Source organism: Haloplanus salinarum, assembly GCF_009762275.1.
In the GTDB taxonomy this organism is placed as follows: domain Archaea; phylum Halobacteriota; class Halobacteria; order Halobacteriales; family Haloferacaceae; genus Haloplanus; species Haloplanus salinarum.
In genome coordinates, this window is the sequence record NZ_CP034345.1 from 673402 (window position 1) to 687473 (window position 14072).

18 protein-coding genes are annotated in these 14072 nt (G+C 68.3%); 8 read left to right on the forward strand and 10 right to left on the reverse strand.

The window, feature by feature from the left end:
• Positions 1-9: 9 nt before the first annotated feature.
• The 5 genes from EI982_RS04670 to EI982_RS04690 form a co-directional block, all read right to left on the reverse strand.
• A complete protein-coding gene (locus EI982_RS04670; protein WP_157688377.1) occupies positions 10-624 on the reverse strand; it encodes a DUF7998 family protein in 615 nt (204 codons plus the stop codon).
• A gap of 29 nt (positions 625-653) precedes the next feature.
• Entirely contained in the window at positions 654-992 is a 339-nt protein-coding gene (locus EI982_RS04675) for a hypothetical protein (protein WP_157688378.1), read from the reverse strand.
• A gap of 2 nt (positions 993-994) precedes the next feature.
• Positions 995-2101, reverse strand: a complete 1107-nt coding sequence (locus EI982_RS04680) for a TIGR04053 family radical SAM/SPASM domain-containing protein (RefSeq protein WP_157688379.1) — start codon at positions 2099-2101, stop codon at positions 995-997.
• Between the two features lies 1 nt (position 2102).
• A complete protein-coding gene (locus EI982_RS04685; RefSeq protein ID WP_157688380.1) occupies positions 2103-2399 on the reverse strand; it encodes a CGCGG family putative rSAM-modified RiPP protein in 297 nt (98 codons plus the stop codon).
• 140 nt (positions 2400-2539) lie between these two features.
• Positions 2540-3826: a cytosine deaminase gene (locus EI982_RS04690; protein WP_157688381.1), complete on the reverse strand. Its 1287-nt coding sequence runs from the start codon at positions 3824-3826 to the stop codon at positions 2540-2542.
• 105 nt (positions 3827-3931) lie between these two features.
• On the opposite strand from EI982_RS04690, the gene codB reads away from it, so the two are divergent.
• Positions 3932-5323 (forward strand): cytosine permease, encoded by a 1392-nt coding sequence (gene codB / locus EI982_RS04695; protein ID WP_157688382.1) that lies wholly within the window; start codon positions 3932-3934, stop codon positions 5321-5323.
• Here codB and EI982_RS04700 read toward each other — a convergent pair.
• On the reverse strand, positions 5320-5856 hold the full coding sequence (locus tag EI982_RS04700; protein ID WP_157688383.1) for a tRNA (cytidine(56)-2'-O)-methyltransferase: 537 nt from the start codon (positions 5854-5856) through the stop codon (positions 5320-5322). The two genes, codB and EI982_RS04700, sit on opposite strands and share 4 nt — an antisense overlap.
• Before the next feature lie 86 nt (positions 5857-5942).
• On the opposite strand from EI982_RS04700, the gene EI982_RS04705 reads away from it, so the two are divergent.
• Together EI982_RS04705 and EI982_RS04710 are read left to right on the forward strand one after the other, a co-directional pair.
• Positions 5943-6872 (forward strand): NAD-dependent epimerase/dehydratase family protein, encoded by a 930-nt coding sequence (locus EI982_RS04705; RefSeq protein ID WP_157688384.1) that lies wholly within the window; start codon positions 5943-5945, stop codon positions 6870-6872.
• A gap of 47 nt (positions 6873-6919) precedes the next feature.
• Positions 6920-7717, forward strand: coding sequence for a DUF2797 domain-containing protein (locus EI982_RS04710; protein WP_157688385.1), 798 nt, complete (start codon positions 6920-6922; stop codon positions 7715-7717).
• An 8-nt stretch (positions 7718-7725) separates the two neighbouring features.
• Here the strand turns inward: EI982_RS04710 and EI982_RS04715 are convergent, their stop codons facing one another.
• A complete protein-coding gene (locus tag EI982_RS04715; protein WP_199243730.1) occupies positions 7726-7911 on the reverse strand; it encodes a methytransferase partner Trm112 in 186 nt (61 codons plus the stop codon).
• 88 nt (positions 7912-7999) lie between these two features.
• Positions 8000-9136, reverse strand: a complete 1137-nt coding sequence (locus EI982_RS04720; RefSeq protein ID WP_157688386.1) for an ABC transporter ATP-binding protein — start codon at positions 9134-9136, stop codon at positions 8000-8002.
• Positions 9137-9349: 213 nt separating this feature from the next.
• On the opposite strand from EI982_RS04720, the gene EI982_RS04725 reads away from it, so the two are divergent.
• Genes EI982_RS04725 through EI982_RS04735 form a run of 3 tightly spaced genes read left to right on the forward strand, consistent with a single transcriptional unit; the run spans position 9350 to position 12233 of the window.
• Entirely contained in the window at positions 9350-10477 is a 1128-nt protein-coding gene (locus tag EI982_RS04725; protein WP_157688387.1) for an ABC transporter substrate-binding protein, read from the forward strand.
• 1 nt (position 10478) lies between these two features.
• Entirely contained in the window at positions 10479-11417 is a 939-nt protein-coding gene (locus EI982_RS04730) for an ABC transporter permease (RefSeq protein WP_157688388.1), read from the forward strand.
• Positions 11418-12233: an ABC transporter permease gene (locus tag EI982_RS04735; protein WP_157688389.1), complete on the forward strand. Its 816-nt coding sequence runs from the start codon at positions 11418-11420 to the stop codon at positions 12231-12233.
• Positions 12234-12249: 16 nt separating this feature from the next.
• Here the strand turns inward: EI982_RS04735 and EI982_RS04740 are convergent, their stop codons facing one another.
• Positions 12250-12513, reverse strand: coding sequence for a DUF2249 domain-containing protein (locus tag EI982_RS04740; protein WP_157688390.1), 264 nt, complete (start codon positions 12511-12513; stop codon positions 12250-12252).
• A gap of 103 nt (positions 12514-12616) precedes the next feature.
• Here EI982_RS04740 and EI982_RS04745 point away from each other — a divergent pair, with 103 nt between their 5' ends.
• Positions 12617-13033, forward strand: a complete 417-nt coding sequence (locus EI982_RS04745) for an SRPBCC family protein (protein WP_157688391.1) — start codon at positions 12617-12619, stop codon at positions 13031-13033.
• A 130-nt stretch (positions 13034-13163) separates the two neighbouring features.
• On the forward strand, positions 13164-13709 hold the full coding sequence (locus EI982_RS04750; RefSeq protein ID WP_157688392.1) for a helix-turn-helix domain-containing protein: 546 nt from the start codon (positions 13164-13166) through the stop codon (positions 13707-13709).
• 107 nt (positions 13710-13816) lie between these two features.
• Here EI982_RS04750 and EI982_RS04755 read toward each other — a convergent pair whose 3' ends face one another.
• A complete protein-coding gene (locus EI982_RS04755; protein ID WP_157688393.1) occupies positions 13817-14071 on the reverse strand; it encodes a hypothetical protein in 255 nt (84 codons plus the stop codon).
• Position 14072: the final 1 nt, after the last annotated feature.

The following is a 14072-nucleotide window of genomic DNA, read 5'->3' on the forward strand; positions in this document are numbered from 1 at the left end:
CGGCGCCGTTCAGAACGGCGTCGACGGGCCGTCCTCGCCCTCGTCGGCCGGCATGTCGTCGACGCCACCGAGGCCGCGGTCCCCCGCTCCCGCGAGCGTCCCACGCTCCCCGTCGCCCTCGTCGTCCGGCACCGACCCCGAATCCAGGTAAGCCGCCTCCATGTCGGCGAGTCGGTCGTTGATCCGGACGCTCGACTCGTGCATCGGCGCAACCCTGACGCACACGAGGTCGAACTCGTGGGGCGAGCCGACGTCGTCGGCGTTCCAGGCCCGGAACGACGCCGTCACGAGCGTGTCGCTCTGCGGGCAGAACTCGGTCGTCGGCGTGAACTCCGTGCGGAGGACCGAGGGGTCGTCGGCGTCGACGGCGTACCGATAGCCCGCGTTCGGGTGTCGCGTATCCAGGTTCAGACGCGCGAGGTTGTAGCCGAAGGTCACGTCGTAGACGGTACGCTCCTCGAACCGCTCGCGGGTCAGCCGGTGGAAGGCGGCGTGCCGTCGACCGGTCAGGACCTCGTGCCCGTCGAGGAACGGCCCCGGAGCGGGCAGGTTCTCGGGCCGGAAGGAGTCGTCGTCGTCGAAGTCGTCGCTGTCACTCGACCAGGGGCGCGGGACGAGGGGCATGGCTACCGTTCACTACGGCGTCCCGCCACCTACGCCCCGTCCCGAACATCTTCGTCCGGGAGGAACAGCCGCCCGGCCGTCTCGGGAGCCGCCGAGTGGCCGACCCCGCCCCCGTCTTCGCACTCGCCGGCGACGGCCACCCGTGCGGGTGCGAGGACGCCGGCGGCGATCCGGCCGGCCATCGTCGCCACGGTCCGGCGCTGGGCCGGCGAGAGGTCGTCGAGCCGGCCGAGTGCGGTCGCCAGTTCCCGATCGGCGACGGCGACGCCCCGGTCGCGCAGGCGGCGGTCGAGCGTCGCGGCGTCCGGATCGGCGCCGTCGTTCGCGTCCGGTCGCGCCGTCGCACGGAGGATCGGTGGCGTCGACATGGTCAGGGGTGGGGGCGGGACTCGTGGCTATCCGGGAGCGGTCCCTCGTAGCCGTCGGGGACGTACGCACAGAGCGGGTCGCTCGCCAGTGGATCGCCGGTCTCGGCGTAGGCCCGCGAGCGACTCCCGCCACAGACCCCGCGGAACTCGCAGGCGCCACACTTCCCTTCGAGGGCGTCCGGGTCCCGGAGGTCGGTGAACAGATCGGCGTTCCGGTAGCAGTCCACCAGGTCCGTCTCGCGGACGTTCCCGGCGGACACGGGGAGGAAGCCGGACGGGAACACGTCGCCGACGTGGCTGACGAAGGCGAAGCCGTCGCCGGCCGTGATGCCGACCCGACGACCGATGGCGTCGGTGGCTGCGGCCGCCGGCTCGCTCCCGTCGGTCCGGCGCTGGAGCGCGACCCGCCGGTAGTGGGGAGCTTCGGTGGTCTTGATGCCGAAGTCGGCCGACTCCTCGACGTCGACCAGCCACTCCATCACCCGCTCGGCGCGGGCCGGATCGATGCTGTCGAGGACCGTCCCGCGGCCGATGGGGACGAGGAAGAAGACCGACCACAGGACCGCATCGAGGTCGGCGACGAGTTCGCGGATCTCCGGGAGTTCGCCGACCGTCTCCGCACAGACGGTCGTGTTGATCTGGAGCGGGAGGCCGGCGTCGTGGGCCGCCTCCGCGGCCCGGATCGTCGACTCGAAGCTGCCGAGTTCGCCCCGGAACTCGTCGTGGGTGGCTCGGGACCCGCCGTCGACGCTCACCGCGAGGCGGCGGGCGCCGGCGTCGGCGATTTCCCCGACCCGCTCCGGCGTCAGCGACGCCGTCCCGCTCGGGGTGAGCGTCATCAGGAGCCCCCGGTCGGCGCCGTACTCGATCAGTTCGGTCGTGTCGTCGCGGGCCAGCGGATCGCCGCCCGAGAGCACGACCAACTGGTTCTCGCCGAAGCGCCGCGCCGCGTCGAGGAGTTCCTTCCCCTCCGCGGTGGTGAGTTCGTCCGGGTGGCGTTCCGGCTGGGCGTCCGCGCGGCAGTGCTTGCAGGTGAGTTCACACGCCCGCGTGAGCTCCCACACGAGGACGAACGGCCGCTCGTCGGTGTCGATGGCGTTCGGGTGCATCTCAGCGGTGAACGCGGGTGACGTGCCCGCCACAGCCACACTGGTCGACGTACTCGATGCGCACGTCGTCGAAGGCGTCCCGCAGTTCCGCGAAGAGGTACGTCTCGGGGTGCCCGTGATCGCCGTGGGTCACCAGGTTGACGTGGTAGCCCGACGCGGTGTGGTCCACCGCGTCGACCGCCCCTTCGACCACGAGTTCGCGGTCGTCGGCGTGTTCCGGCCCTTCGAGGTTCGCCGACCACGACGTCTCGTGAACCGTGTCCGTAATCGGTTCGGCGTCGTCGTGTGTTGTCTCCATACCTACGGGTTGTCGGCCCACCTCCCAAAGCGGTTGCCCGAACACGTTCGGGGGCGTGTCATACGGATCGTTGTAACTGTGTACCGGTGGTTCGCCGCACCCCCTGGCGAACCACCGGTAACGACGTAGGAGAAACAGTATCACCCCCGGTGGAAGTCGACGGCGCGGCTCCCGTCGTCGCGGTGGACCGTCGTGCGCGCTGGCTCGGTCCGCGCCGTCGGCTCGCCGTCGCGGAGCACGAGCGTCCGCGGCGCGCGGGTGCGGAGCGCGTTGAACCCGTCGGGGCTGTCGAAGACGACGAGCGACCCTTCGGCGCCCTCCCGGAGGCCGTAGCCGTCGACCCCGAACACCTCGGCGTTCGCGTCCGTCAGCATCTCCCACAGCCGGGACACGTCGCCCCGCCCCGCCATGTGGGCGTAGTGGAGGAGGACGAACGCGGCGTCGAGGGGGTCGGCCTGGCCGTAGTGGTACCACGGGTCGAGCACCGAGTCGTGACCGAGGCCGACGGTGACCCCCGCCGCGTGCAGTTCGTCGATGCGGGTGTGGCCGCGCCGCCGCGGGTAGTCGTCGTAGCTCCCCTGGAGGACCGAGTTGTCGGGCGGGTTCGTTACGACGCTCACCCCGCTCTCGGCCAAGAGCGAGATCAGTTTGTCCGCGTAGGCGTTGTTGTAGGAGTGCATCGCGGTCGTGTGACTCGCCGTCGTGCGCTCGCCGATGTCCCGCTTGAGCGCCTCGCTCGCCAGCACCTCGGTGAACCGCGAGCCGGGGTCGTCCGTCTCGTCGATGTGGAGGTCGAGGGGTAGGTCGTGGGATTCGGCCAGATCACAGACCGTCCGGACGCTCTCGACGCCGTCCTCGCGGGTGTGTTCGTTGTGTGGGATGGCACCGATCACGTCGACGCCCATCTCGACGGCCTCCCGGAGCAGGTCCTCGTTGCCCTCGGCGGTGAAGACGCCGTCCTGCGGGAAGGCGACGACCTGGAGGTCGACGAGATCGGACACCCGGTCGCGCAGTTCGAGCAACGCTTCGACGGTCGTCAGCGACGGCTCGGTCGTGTCCGCGTGGGTGCGGATCCGCGTCACGCCGTTGGCGGCGTACCACTTCACGGTCCGGGTCGCCCGCTCGACGATGTCCGCGACGGTGATGTCCTCCTTGTAGGCCGCCCAGACGTCGATGCCCTCGGCGAGCGTCCCGCTCTCGTTCCACGACGGGTCGCCGGCGGTCCCCGTCGCGTCGAGGTGGACGTGCGGTTCGATCAGCGGCGGCGTCACCAGACGCCCGTCGGCGTCGTACCGGCGGTCGGCCGGAAACGACGACGGGTCCCCTTCGCCCGCCGAGACGATCCGGTCGATGCGCCCCTCGCGGATCTCGACGTCGACGACCGCGCCGTCCAGCCGTCGACCACCCGTGACGATGTACTCGGACATACCGGGGCGACGACCAGCCGACACATATTCCTTGGCACTCCGTTTTCGAACGAACGTGTGCCTGTTTGCCAAAATTTATCTACAATACCTGTGCGACAACGGGTAATGGCAACCGAAGACGAATCATCGGCGTGGCGTACGTTCGTGTTCGGGGACGAGGACCTCCCCGATCCGGACTACCCGATCGATCACGTTCCGCGGGACGAACGCAAAGGACTGGTGAGCATCTCGGCGGTGCTGCTCGGCTTCGTCTTCTTCGCCGGGACCCTCTGGTCGGGCGCCGAGGTGGGTGCGGCCATGGGCTTCGGCCCGATGCTCACCGCGACCGCCGTCGGCTACGCCATCCTCGGCGTCTACGTCGCGGCGCTGTGTGGCATCGCCGCCAAGGCGGGCCTGACGACCGTCCTCCTCGCCCGGTACAGCTTCGGCCGCTGGGGCGCGAAGTTCGCCGACCTCCTGCTCGGCGGGACGCAGGTCGGCTGGTTCGGCGTCACCATCCCCATGGTCGCCATCCCGACGGCGACCTTCTTCGGCCTCGACTCGCCGACGTTCACGCTCGCGCTCATCGTGATCTGGGGAGTCCTCCACCTCGCGACGGCGTACTTCGGCTACGAGGGGATGGAGAAACTCTCCCTGGTCGCCGTCCCCATCCTCGTGGTCGTCGGCCTGCTTTCGGTGTTCATCGCCGTCGGCGACGCCGGGGGGATCGGCGGCCTGTTCGGCGGCGGGAGCGGGGAGATGGGCTTTGCCGCCGCGGTCACAATCGTCGTCGGGACGTTCATCAGCGGCGGGACCCAGGCGCCCAACTGGGCGCGGTTCGCGTCCTCGACCCGCGTCGGCTTCTGGGCCGGCCTCGTCGCCTTCCTCCTCGGCAACGGCTTCCTCTTTCTCTCGGGCGCCGTCGGCGGTGCCGTCTACGACGTGACCCCCGCCGGCGACCTCTACGAGGTGCTCGCCGCCCAGGGGCTGGCCGCCATCGGCCTGATCGCGCTCGTGCTCAACATCTGGACCACGAACGACAACGCCGCCTACGCCTTCGGCGTCGCCGGGAGCGAGGCCTTCGAGTTCGACCGCAAGCGGCCGTTCGTGCTGGCGGGCGGGACGATCGGCATCCTGCTCGCGCTGGCCGGCGCCGACAGCCTGCTCATCCCCTGGCTGTCGACGCTCGGACAGTACGTTCCGCCCCTCGGGGGGGTCATCATCGCCGACTTCCTCCTCTGTTGGCGACTGCGCATCCCCCGCATGGACGACGTCGAGTTCGCCGGGGTGCGCTGGATCGCGGTCCTCGCCTACGTTGTCGGCATCCTCGTCGCGGCCCTCACTGCGGGCCAGGTCGTCCCCGGCGTGGCCGCCCCGCAGGTGCTCCCCGGCCCCGGCGGCGCGGCGCTCAACGGTCTGGTCGCCGCCTTCGTCGTACACACCGTGGCCTACTACCTGCTCGAAGGGACCGGCGTCCTCGACGGCCACGACGTCGACTCCGGAGCCGAGCGGCTCTAGTCGATTTCCTCGACGCGTTTGCCCGTCTCCTGGGGGATCACCCGACGGTCGGCGTCGACCCACTCGCGGTCGAGTTCCGCGCCGTCGAACAGGCGGTCGAGGAAGACCGCCAGCGCGGCCACCTCCGAGTGGGGCTGGTTCGTCACGCCGACGTTCCAGTCGGCGCGGTCGTACACCTCGAAGTCGACCTTTCCGGCGCCGACGACGATCAACAGCGGTTCGCTCCGGTGTCGTTCTCGGATCGTCGGCGTCACCGCCTCGACCGGTTCGCCGTACATCGTCAGGTGAACGACCGACCCCTCCCACTCCCGGAGGATCGGTCGGTAGGCGTCGGTCACCGTCACGTCGAAGGGACCGCCGAAGCGGTCGGTGATGTCGGCGACCGTCTCCCGGGCCTGTGACGTGTCGCCGACGAGGACCGCCCGGTCGGCGCCGAGCGCCCGCGCCGTCAGGGCGACGTGTGTCGTCATGCGGTCGTCGCGGCCGGGCCGGTGGCCCAGTCGCAACACGACCACCTCGGGGGTATCTTGCATATCCGACGGGTGGGTGTCGAGGGGGTAACGGCTTTCGAAACGGCCGGATCGGAACGCACTTGCCCGCCCCCCGGCCATGGGCCGGTATGGATCTCACCGACCGGCGAGTGGTGATCACCGGCGGGGCGGGGCTCATCGGCTCGCACCTCGCGGCGCGACTCGCGCCCGACAACGAGGTGGTCGTCGCCGACGACCTCTCGAAGGGCGAGGTCGACCGCGTCCCCGACGCCGCCGACCTGGTCGTCACGGACGTGACCGACCCGGACGACGTCGCCGACGTCGTCACCGCCGACGTGGACGTCGTCTTCCACCTGGCGGCTTACACGGACACGAACTACGGGGAGCCCCGGCGACTCTTCGAGGAGAACACGGAGATGACCTACACGCTACTGGAACGCGCCGCCGAGGTGGGCGTCGAGGGCTTCGTCTTCACCTCCTCTTCGACGGTCTACGGCGAGGCGCCGCGACCGACGCCCGAGGATTACGCCCCCCTCGAACCGATCAGCGTCTACGGCGCGAGCAAACTCGCCGACGAGGGGCTGGTCTCGACGTACGCCCACTCCCACGACCTCCAGTCGTGGACCTTCCGCTTTGCTAACATCGTCGGCCCGCACCAGCGCGGGACCGTCATCCCCGACTTCGTCGAGAAGCTCCGCGACGACCCCGACGCCCTCACCATCCTCGGCGACGGCCGACAGGAGAAGTCCTACCTCCACGTCGAGGACTGCGTCGACGCCATCGTCCACGTCGTCGAACACGCGGACGCCGACCTGAACACCTACAACCTCGGCTCCCGGACCACCACCTCGGTGAACCGCATCGCCGACGTCGTGAGCGATGAGATGGGCCTCGACCCGACCTACGAGTACACGGGCGGGGACCGCGGCTGGACCGGCGACGTCCCGAAGATGCGCCTCTCCATCGAGAAGTTGGCCGCGCTCGGGTGGGAGCCGCCGGCGTCGAGCGACGAGGCGGTCCGCCGTGCGGCCCGCCAACTGGTCGACGAGATGACCTGACGACGCCGGAGAGACACGCCTTTACTCGCCGGGATCGAAGGACGGGCGTGCAGCTCGTGGGCTACGACGCGGCCGACGCGGGCCTTCTGGTGAGCGACGGCGACGCCCCGTCCGCCGACGCGGCGACCACGACGACCGACGACGCCGCGACCGCGCCCGTCGAGTACGTCGCCCTCGACCCGGGGACCGAGCTCGACTACCGCCTCGGCGACCGCCACTGTGCCGGCGTCGTCGTCGACGACGGCCACCGGCCCTGTGACGACCCTGCCGTACCGTACTGTTCGGCCCACACGTCGACGTGGGTCTGTGCCCGGTGTACGGGCACCTGTCTCAAAGACGAGATGGACTGTTTCGACGATCACGCCGTCTACTTGGCGGCCTTCGCCCCGGACACGTTCAAGGTCGGCGTCACGAAGGAGTGGCGGTTGGAGACGCGCCTCCGCGAACAGGGGGCCGACCGGGGCGCCCACCTCCGGACGGTCGAGAACGGCCGGATCGCCCGGGAAATCGAGGCGGGGCTGGCCGACGAGATCCCGGATCGGGTGCGGGTCCCCGAGAAGCGGGCGGGCCTCGGCCGAACGGTCGACGAGGCGGCGTGGCAGACGTTGCTCGCCGACTTCGATCCCCTCGAGACCGTCGCGTTCGACTACGGTCTCGACCTCGACGAGCGCCCGGTCGCGGAGACGGTGGCGACGGGGCGGGTCCGCGGGACCAAGGGCCGGCTACTGGTGTTGGATCACGGGGGAAGCACCTACGCGGTGGATCTGCGGGATCTGGTCGGCTACGAGGTGACCGACGGCGGCACCGACCGCCGACTCCAGTCGAGTCTCGGCGCGTTCGGGTGAGCGGCCCGCTAGTCGTCGCGCATGTCCGGCGGCAGGAGGTTCGGGATGCCGTCCTCGATCGGGTACTCCTCGCCCGTGACGGTCCCGATCAGGCGGCCCTCGATGATCTCCTCGCCGTCGCGCTCGTCCACCTCGAGTTCCAGTTCGCTCTTGTCGAGCGGATCACAGAGGATCTCCATCAGGGATTCCTTCATCACCCGGGGGGAGGCGGTCGGCCGGTAAAAATCCACGGGTACGCGGCATCGCGTCCCGGTCGATAGGCGGGGACCCCCGCACGGAGGATTACCGGTCGAAGATCACCGGATCGTCGACGACAGCGAACGCCGCCCGGTCGCCGACTGAGAGTGGCGAGTCGACGTCGTGGGACGACGCCTGGAGTTCGAGCCCGACAGTCGAATCGGGATCCGGAGCGATAGGGGCGAGCCGGTACTCAACGGAGTCGCCCTGGAAGGTCCGCTCACGAACCTCCGCGGCGAACCCGCCGTCGACGTCCGCCGCGGTGTCGGGGTCGTCGTCTACCCATTCGATCGTCTCGGGACGGACCGATGCGGTCACGCCTCCGTCCGTATCGGTCGCGACCGGCACTGACATCCACTCGCCGACCGTCAGCGTCGGGGGCGAGTCGCCCGCCGCCTCCGACGGATCGATCCGTCCTTCGAGGAGGGTGGTGTCGCCTACGAACTCCGCGACGAACGGTGACACCGGGTTTCGATACACCTCCTCGGGCGTTCCTACCTGTACGATCTCTCCGGCCCGCATCACACCGATTCGGTCCGATATCGCCATCGCGAGTTCCTGGTCGTGTGTGACATACAGAAACGAGCCGTCGACAGCATCGTTGAGCCTGCGCAGTTCCGACTGCATCTGTTTTCGAAGCTTGCGGTCCAGGCTAGACAACGGTTCGTCGAGGAGCAACACCGACGGCTCGTTCACGAGCGCGCGTGCGAGGGCGATGCGTTGTCGCTGCCCGCCCGAGAGGTCCGCCGGTGGCCGGTCGCCGTAGCCGTCGAGATCGACGAGCGAGAGCATCTCCTCGACCCGCCGATCGGCCTCGGTCGGGGTCACGGCGTCGTCCTTTTCGAGACCATAACGGACGTTTTCCGCGACGGTCATATGCGGGAACAGGGCGTGGTGTTGGAAGACCAGATTGGTGTCTCGGCGCTCCGGTGGAACGTCCGTACTGTCGCTCCCGTCGATGCGGACGACTCCGTCCGTCGGTTCCTCGAAGCCACTCACGAGGCGGAGCGTCGTCGTCTTTCCACATCCGGACGGCCCGACCAAGGTAAAGAGTTCGCCACGTTCGACCTCCATGGTCACGTTCTCGACGGCGGTCGTGTCGCCGTAGAGCTTCCGAACGTCGTCGAGTTCGACGAGGACGTCGCTCGTTTCCTCCGTGACTTCCTCCGTGGCTACTCCCATCACCCCCGGTCGGACCGAGATTCGTATATGGCCGGCGTAAGCGACCAATATTGCCTGTTTCCGTAACGTCGAAACTGGACGGATTCCAGCTATTTCGGTCCGTTCGACCCCATTCCGGCGGGAATCGTCTCCAGCCTCCCCGTCGTATGTACCCCACCGTACTGCACGTTTCCGGCGACTTATGCGTCTCAGGAAGATGTATTCGAGACGAACATGAACGACGAATCCACGCTCGATCATGCTGGCCGTCGGTCGTTTCTGGCGACCGCGGGGGCGGCGGCGACGGCCGCCGCCGCGGGCTGCATCGGCGGCGGGAGCGGCTCGTCGACGCCCACGATCAACGTCATCACCTGGGAGCACTACGCGCGTGACGACGTCGTGGCGGCCGTAGAGAACTCGCTCGACGTGGAACTCGAAATCACGCGGTCGACGTCCTCGGCGGACATGTTCTCCGGGTGGCAGTCCGGTCAGGACGAACAGTACGACATCGCCGTCCCGAACAACAACTACGTTCCACGGTTCGCGGATGCCGGCCTCGTCGAGCCCGCACCGCTCGACGAACTGGAGCACTACGCCGACGTCTACGAGAAGTTCAAGCAGTTCACCACCGGACAACTCGCTGTCGATGGGACGCCGTACGGCGTCCCGATCAGATTCGGGTTCTACGGCTACGGCTACGACTCGCGGGACGTACCCGATCACGAGGAGTCGTGGAGCGTCCTCTTCGAGGGCATCGATGGAGTCGACCTGGGTGGAAAGATCGCACTCTACGACAACCACTTCAAGGCGATGACCGCCGCTGCCCTCCACCACGGGTTCGGCGACGCGTTCGAGGGCGACCGCATTACGCTCTCGGAGTCACAGGTCCGACGGGTGAAAGAGACGCTGATCGAACAAAAGCAAACGTTGCTCTCCGGTTATATCGCCGGCGACGCGTCGTTCGTGAAGGGGATTCGGAAGGGTGATTTTCACCTCGGCCACTCGGGCCGTATGAACATCACGAACATGTGGGTGGACGGCCACGACTGGGTGAACATGGCCACGCCGACGGAGGGATCCATGTCGTGGTTCGAGGCCGCAGTCGTCTCGAAACAGTCCGATCACCCCGAACTCGCCTGGCGGATCATCGACGAGTACATCGCCCCGGGGACCGGCGCGACGCTCGCGAGAGAGGGGCATGCACCGAGCGTCAACCCCAAGACCTCGGAGAACCTCTCCGAGCGCCGGAACGAGCTGTACGGCTCCATCGACCCGAGCCGGCTCGACGGGATGATCCCGTTCAAAGCCGTGGAAAACGAGGACGCCTGGCGCTCCGCCTGGGAAGAGATCAAGGCGGCCTGAGATGGCCGATACCGACACGGACGCGCCCGTCGTCGGGATCGACCGGATACGGACCCGACGGATCGGGCGGCTGTTGTCCTCGCGACGGGGGCGGTACGCGGCCATGCTCGTGCCGAGCGGCGGACTACTCGCGGCGTTGTTGCTCGCGCCGCTGTCGTTCATGGTCGCCGTCTCGTTCGCCCGGATCGACAGCGCCTACGAAATCGTCTGGGAACCGTCCGTCGCGAACTACACCGCGTTGTTCGATGCAACGCCGTTCTGGACGACCCCCTTCGCCCGGTCGCTGTTCCTTTCGATCGGTATCGCGGCGGCCACGACCCTCGTCTGTCTGATAACGGCGTATCCGGTGGCGTACGCACTGGCCCGCCGGGAACGCGGCCGGCACATCGTCGTGTTTCTGGTGCTGGTGCCGTTTTTCACCATGTATCTCGTCCGCGTCTACTCGTGGTACCTCCTGTTCGGCGAGGGCGGGATCCTCAACGACATCGCGGCGGCCCTCGGATTCGGATCGATCGGCCTGTTCGAGTTCGGCGTCCCTGCCATCGTCGTCGGACTTGCCCACGCACAGTTCCCGTACATGCTGTTGACGCTGTACGCCGGCATCGACGCGGTGGATTTCGACCTCGTGGACGCCGCCAGGGATCTGGGGGCGTCTCGCGTCGCGGCGTTCCGGGACGTTCTGTGGCCCCTGACCCTCCCCAACGTCGTCGCCGGTTCGCTGTTCGTGTTCGTCCCGGCCCTCGGGGCGTTCGTCGCCCCACAGTTTCTCAGCGGTTCGACCGTCCTGATGGTCGGCCAACTCATCGCGGGGCGTGTCGACTCCTACAATATCGCCAGCGCTAGCGCCGCCGCGGCGTTCGTCGTCACCGTCGTCGTCGTGGCGTTCGCGGCCGCGGTGCGGTACGCGGACACGGGCGCCACTGCCGGAGGTGAGCGGTAGATGGTGGCGACCACAGGGCGTGACCGGCTGCTGTCGCGGGCACTCTCCGGATGGACCGTGCTCGTGCTCGCCTTCCTCTGGATCCCGCTCGTGTTCATCGTCGCGCTATCGGTCGCGGAGAACGCCTCGACGCTGTTCCCGTTCGAGGGGGTCACACTGGCACACTACCGCGCGACGCTCGGCGACGAAGAACTGCTCCGAAGCGTCGCCAACAGTTTCACCGTCGCCACGCTGGCCGCCGTCGTCGCTACCCTCACCGGCGTCCCGGGGAGCGTCGCGCTCGTTCGGTACGACTTCCCGCTAGCCGACGTGTTTCGGGTCGGTGTCGTCCTCCCGATGGTCGTTCCGGGCGTCATCCTCGGTATCGGTCTACTCATGTACTTTCGGAGCGTCCTCGGCGTGACCCCCGGGTTCGTTCCGACGGTACTCACTCACGCGGTCTATGGGTTACCGTTCGTCGTCCTGCTCGTGTCGGCGCGTCTCGCCGCCTTCGACGAGAGCCTCGAGGAGGCCGCCCGTGACCTCGGCGCGTCACCCCTCGAAGCGTTCTGGGACGTAACGCTCCCACAGGTGGTATCGGCCGTCGCGGCGGGGTTTCTCTTCGCGTGGATCCGATCCTTCGAGGAGTTCGTCCGTGCGTACTTCGTCTCCGGAACGATGGATGTGCTCACCACCTCGATGTACGCGATGCTGGCCTACGGAACCGCGCCGAAACTCAACGTCATCGCGACGCTGGTCCTGTTCGTTCTCGCGCTCGTCCTCGCCGTCGCGATGAACGTCGGCGACGTGGTCGCCGCGGTTACCGCGGGGGAGTAGCCCGACGGGGACGCCGTCACTCCCGCCAGATGGCGGTCACGGCACGATCCTCCGCTTCGACGGTGTCGTAGACGAACCCCCGGTCGTCGAGGCGCGGGAACAGGTGCTGAGGCACCCGGTCGTTCACCTGCACCAGTACCCCCTCCTCGTCGAGGTCGGAGAGAGTCTCGAGCGTTCGCTTCAGGGGTTGTGGCGGCGGCAGGTCGCGCACGTCGAGCACCTCGTGGTCACCGGTCGGCGGGGCGTCCGTCTCGGCCAACAGCGATTCGACGCCTGACATACATCGAGGTTGGGAGAGTACCCGCCAGACGTTTGCCCCGAACACGTTCGACACACAGATCACCGTGCCCGGGGTTCTTGGGGAAGGCAAGAGGAACACCACCATGGAGACAGTCAGCGTTTCGCGGACGATATCGGGCCCCGAGTCGGCGGTCCGTGACGCGATCCTCGACGTCGAGCCCTTCATGCTCTCGGCCGGGTTCGACGAGGTGACCGTCGACGGCGACGAGATTCACCTCGTCAACCGGGTGGGCATCGCCCAGCTCGAGTTGGCGCTCCGACGGATCGAGGAACCGGACGCGGTCCTGGCCTACGAACAGGCCGAGGGCATCTTCGAGTCGATGCGGACCGTCTACCGGATCGAGGACGCCGGCGAGGCGGGCGTCCGGGTCGAGGCGGAGACCGACTTCTCGCTCGACGTGGCGCTCGTCGGCGACCTTCTCGACGCGACGGTCATCAAGCGACAGCGGCGCCGCGAACTCGACGCGCAGTTCGACCACCTCGAATCGCTGTTCGCCTGATACCGTCTATTGTAAGTCATGACCGGTGGTTCGCCGGACCGTCTTGGCGAACCACCGGTACACTGTGACGAGACGCCGTACGAGACGGCTCGGGCAGGGAGTTGAAATAGGACGACCGGGTACACGGGGTATGGCGAAGTACTCCACGGGGTCCGGCGGCGGCGGCGACGACGGCGACGCCTGCGAACTCTGCGGTCGCGAGACGTCGTCGCTCGAACGGGCGACGGTCGCAGGCGCGAAGTTGCTCGTCTGTTCCGAGTGTGCGCCACACGGTGACACCGGCGGGCGTGGCTCCGATTCCGGCTCCGGCTCCGACTCCGCGTCCGGGTCCTCGGGGTCGCGCACCGACGCCGACGAACCCAACCGCCGGAAGCGCGCCGCCCGGAACACCGCGCGCGTCTACGACGCCGCCCGCAGCAACACGAAGCGCTGGGAGGAGGAGGGGACCGACTACGAGTCCGACCGGCTCCCCTACCTCGTCACGAACTACGGCGACCGGATCGAGAGCGCACGACAGGACGCCGGCCTCACGGTCGAGGAACTCGCCGCCGAACTCGACGCCGACGAGGCGGACGTCCGCGCGCTGGAGGAAGGGCGGGCGACGCGCGCCGGCGTCGGCGGCTCCCTCGTCCGCGCCGTCGAGGAGCGGTTCGGGATCGACGTCGTCGACGAGTGAGGCGGATCGGTGGCTCCGTCGAACCCCGCTGTCCGGCACGACCGGGGTGCGGGATACAGCGGAGTCGTCTACCGGTGAGTTAGCTCACTTCGGTCAGTCGTCCTATCTCACTCCTCGGGATCGCCGAGTTCTCTCGCTTCCAGTTCCCGGTCGAGGAAGGCCCCGATGACCACGAACAGGAACAGGATCGTGATCGCCGTCCCGGCGATACCGACGATCACCACGGTGCCGACGGCCATTCCCTCGGCGCCACTGATCCTCTCGGTCCACGCCAGTCGCATCAGGCCGACGGTCCCAAGAGCGACGAGGACGACGCCGATGGCTCCGACGGACCCGAACTTGGCGGCACGATCCAGGTCCATA

Excerpts from the sequence above, each read along its gene's own strand:
- codB (WP_157688382.1), top strand. The coding sequence starts at position 3,932 with ATGGCAACCGAAGACGAATCATCGGCGTGGCGTACGTTCGTGTTCGGG.
- EI982_RS04740 (WP_157688390.1), bottom strand. The coding sequence starts at position 12,513 with ATGTCAGGCGTCGAATCGCTGTTGGCCGAGACGGACGCCCCGCCGACC.
- EI982_RS04680 (WP_157688379.1), bottom strand. The coding sequence starts at position 2,101 with ATGCACCCGAACGCCATCGACACCGACGAGCGGCCGTTCGTCCTCGTG.
- EI982_RS04700 (WP_157688383.1), bottom strand. The coding sequence starts at position 5,856 with ATGCAAGATACCCCCGAGGTGGTCGTGTTGCGACTGGGCCACCGGCCC.
- EI982_RS04735 (WP_157688389.1), top strand. The coding sequence starts at position 11,418 with ATGGTGGCGACCACAGGGCGTGACCGGCTGCTGTCGCGGGCACTCTCC.
- EI982_RS04745 (WP_157688391.1), top strand. The coding sequence starts at position 12,617 with ATGGAGACAGTCAGCGTTTCGCGGACGATATCGGGCCCCGAGTCGGCG.
- EI982_RS04670 (WP_157688377.1), bottom strand. The coding sequence starts at position 624 with ATGCCCCTCGTCCCGCGCCCCTGGTCGAGTGACAGCGACGACTTCGAC.
- EI982_RS04720 (WP_157688386.1), bottom strand. The coding sequence starts at position 9,136 with ATGGGAGTAGCCACGGAGGAAGTCACGGAGGAAACGAGCGACGTCCTC.
- EI982_RS04750 (WP_157688392.1), top strand. The coding sequence starts at position 13,164 with ATGGCGAAGTACTCCACGGGGTCCGGCGGCGGCGGCGACGACGGCGAC.
- EI982_RS04755 (WP_157688393.1), bottom strand. The coding sequence starts at position 14,071 with ATGGACCTGGATCGTGCCGCCAAGTTCGGGTCCGTCGGAGCCATCGGC.
- EI982_RS04705 (WP_157688384.1), top strand. The coding sequence starts at position 5,943 with ATGGATCTCACCGACCGGCGAGTGGTGATCACCGGCGGGGCGGGGCTC.
- EI982_RS04675 (WP_157688378.1), bottom strand. The coding sequence starts at position 992 with ATGTCGACGCCACCGATCCTCCGTGCGACGGCGCGACCGGACGCGAAC.
- EI982_RS04690 (WP_157688381.1), bottom strand. The coding sequence starts at position 3,826 with ATGTCCGAGTACATCGTCACGGGTGGTCGACGGCTGGACGGCGCGGTC.
- EI982_RS04685 (WP_157688380.1), bottom strand. The coding sequence starts at position 2,399 with ATGGAGACAACACACGACGACGCCGAACCGATTACGGACACGGTTCAC.
- EI982_RS04725 (WP_157688387.1), top strand. The coding sequence starts at position 9,350 with ATGAACGACGAATCCACGCTCGATCATGCTGGCCGTCGGTCGTTTCTG.
- EI982_RS04715 (WP_199243730.1), bottom strand. The coding sequence starts at position 7,911 with ATGAAGGAATCCCTGATGGAGATCCTCTGTGATCCGCTCGACAAGAGC.
- EI982_RS04730 (WP_157688388.1), top strand. The coding sequence starts at position 10,479 with ATGGCCGATACCGACACGGACGCGCCCGTCGTCGGGATCGACCGGATA.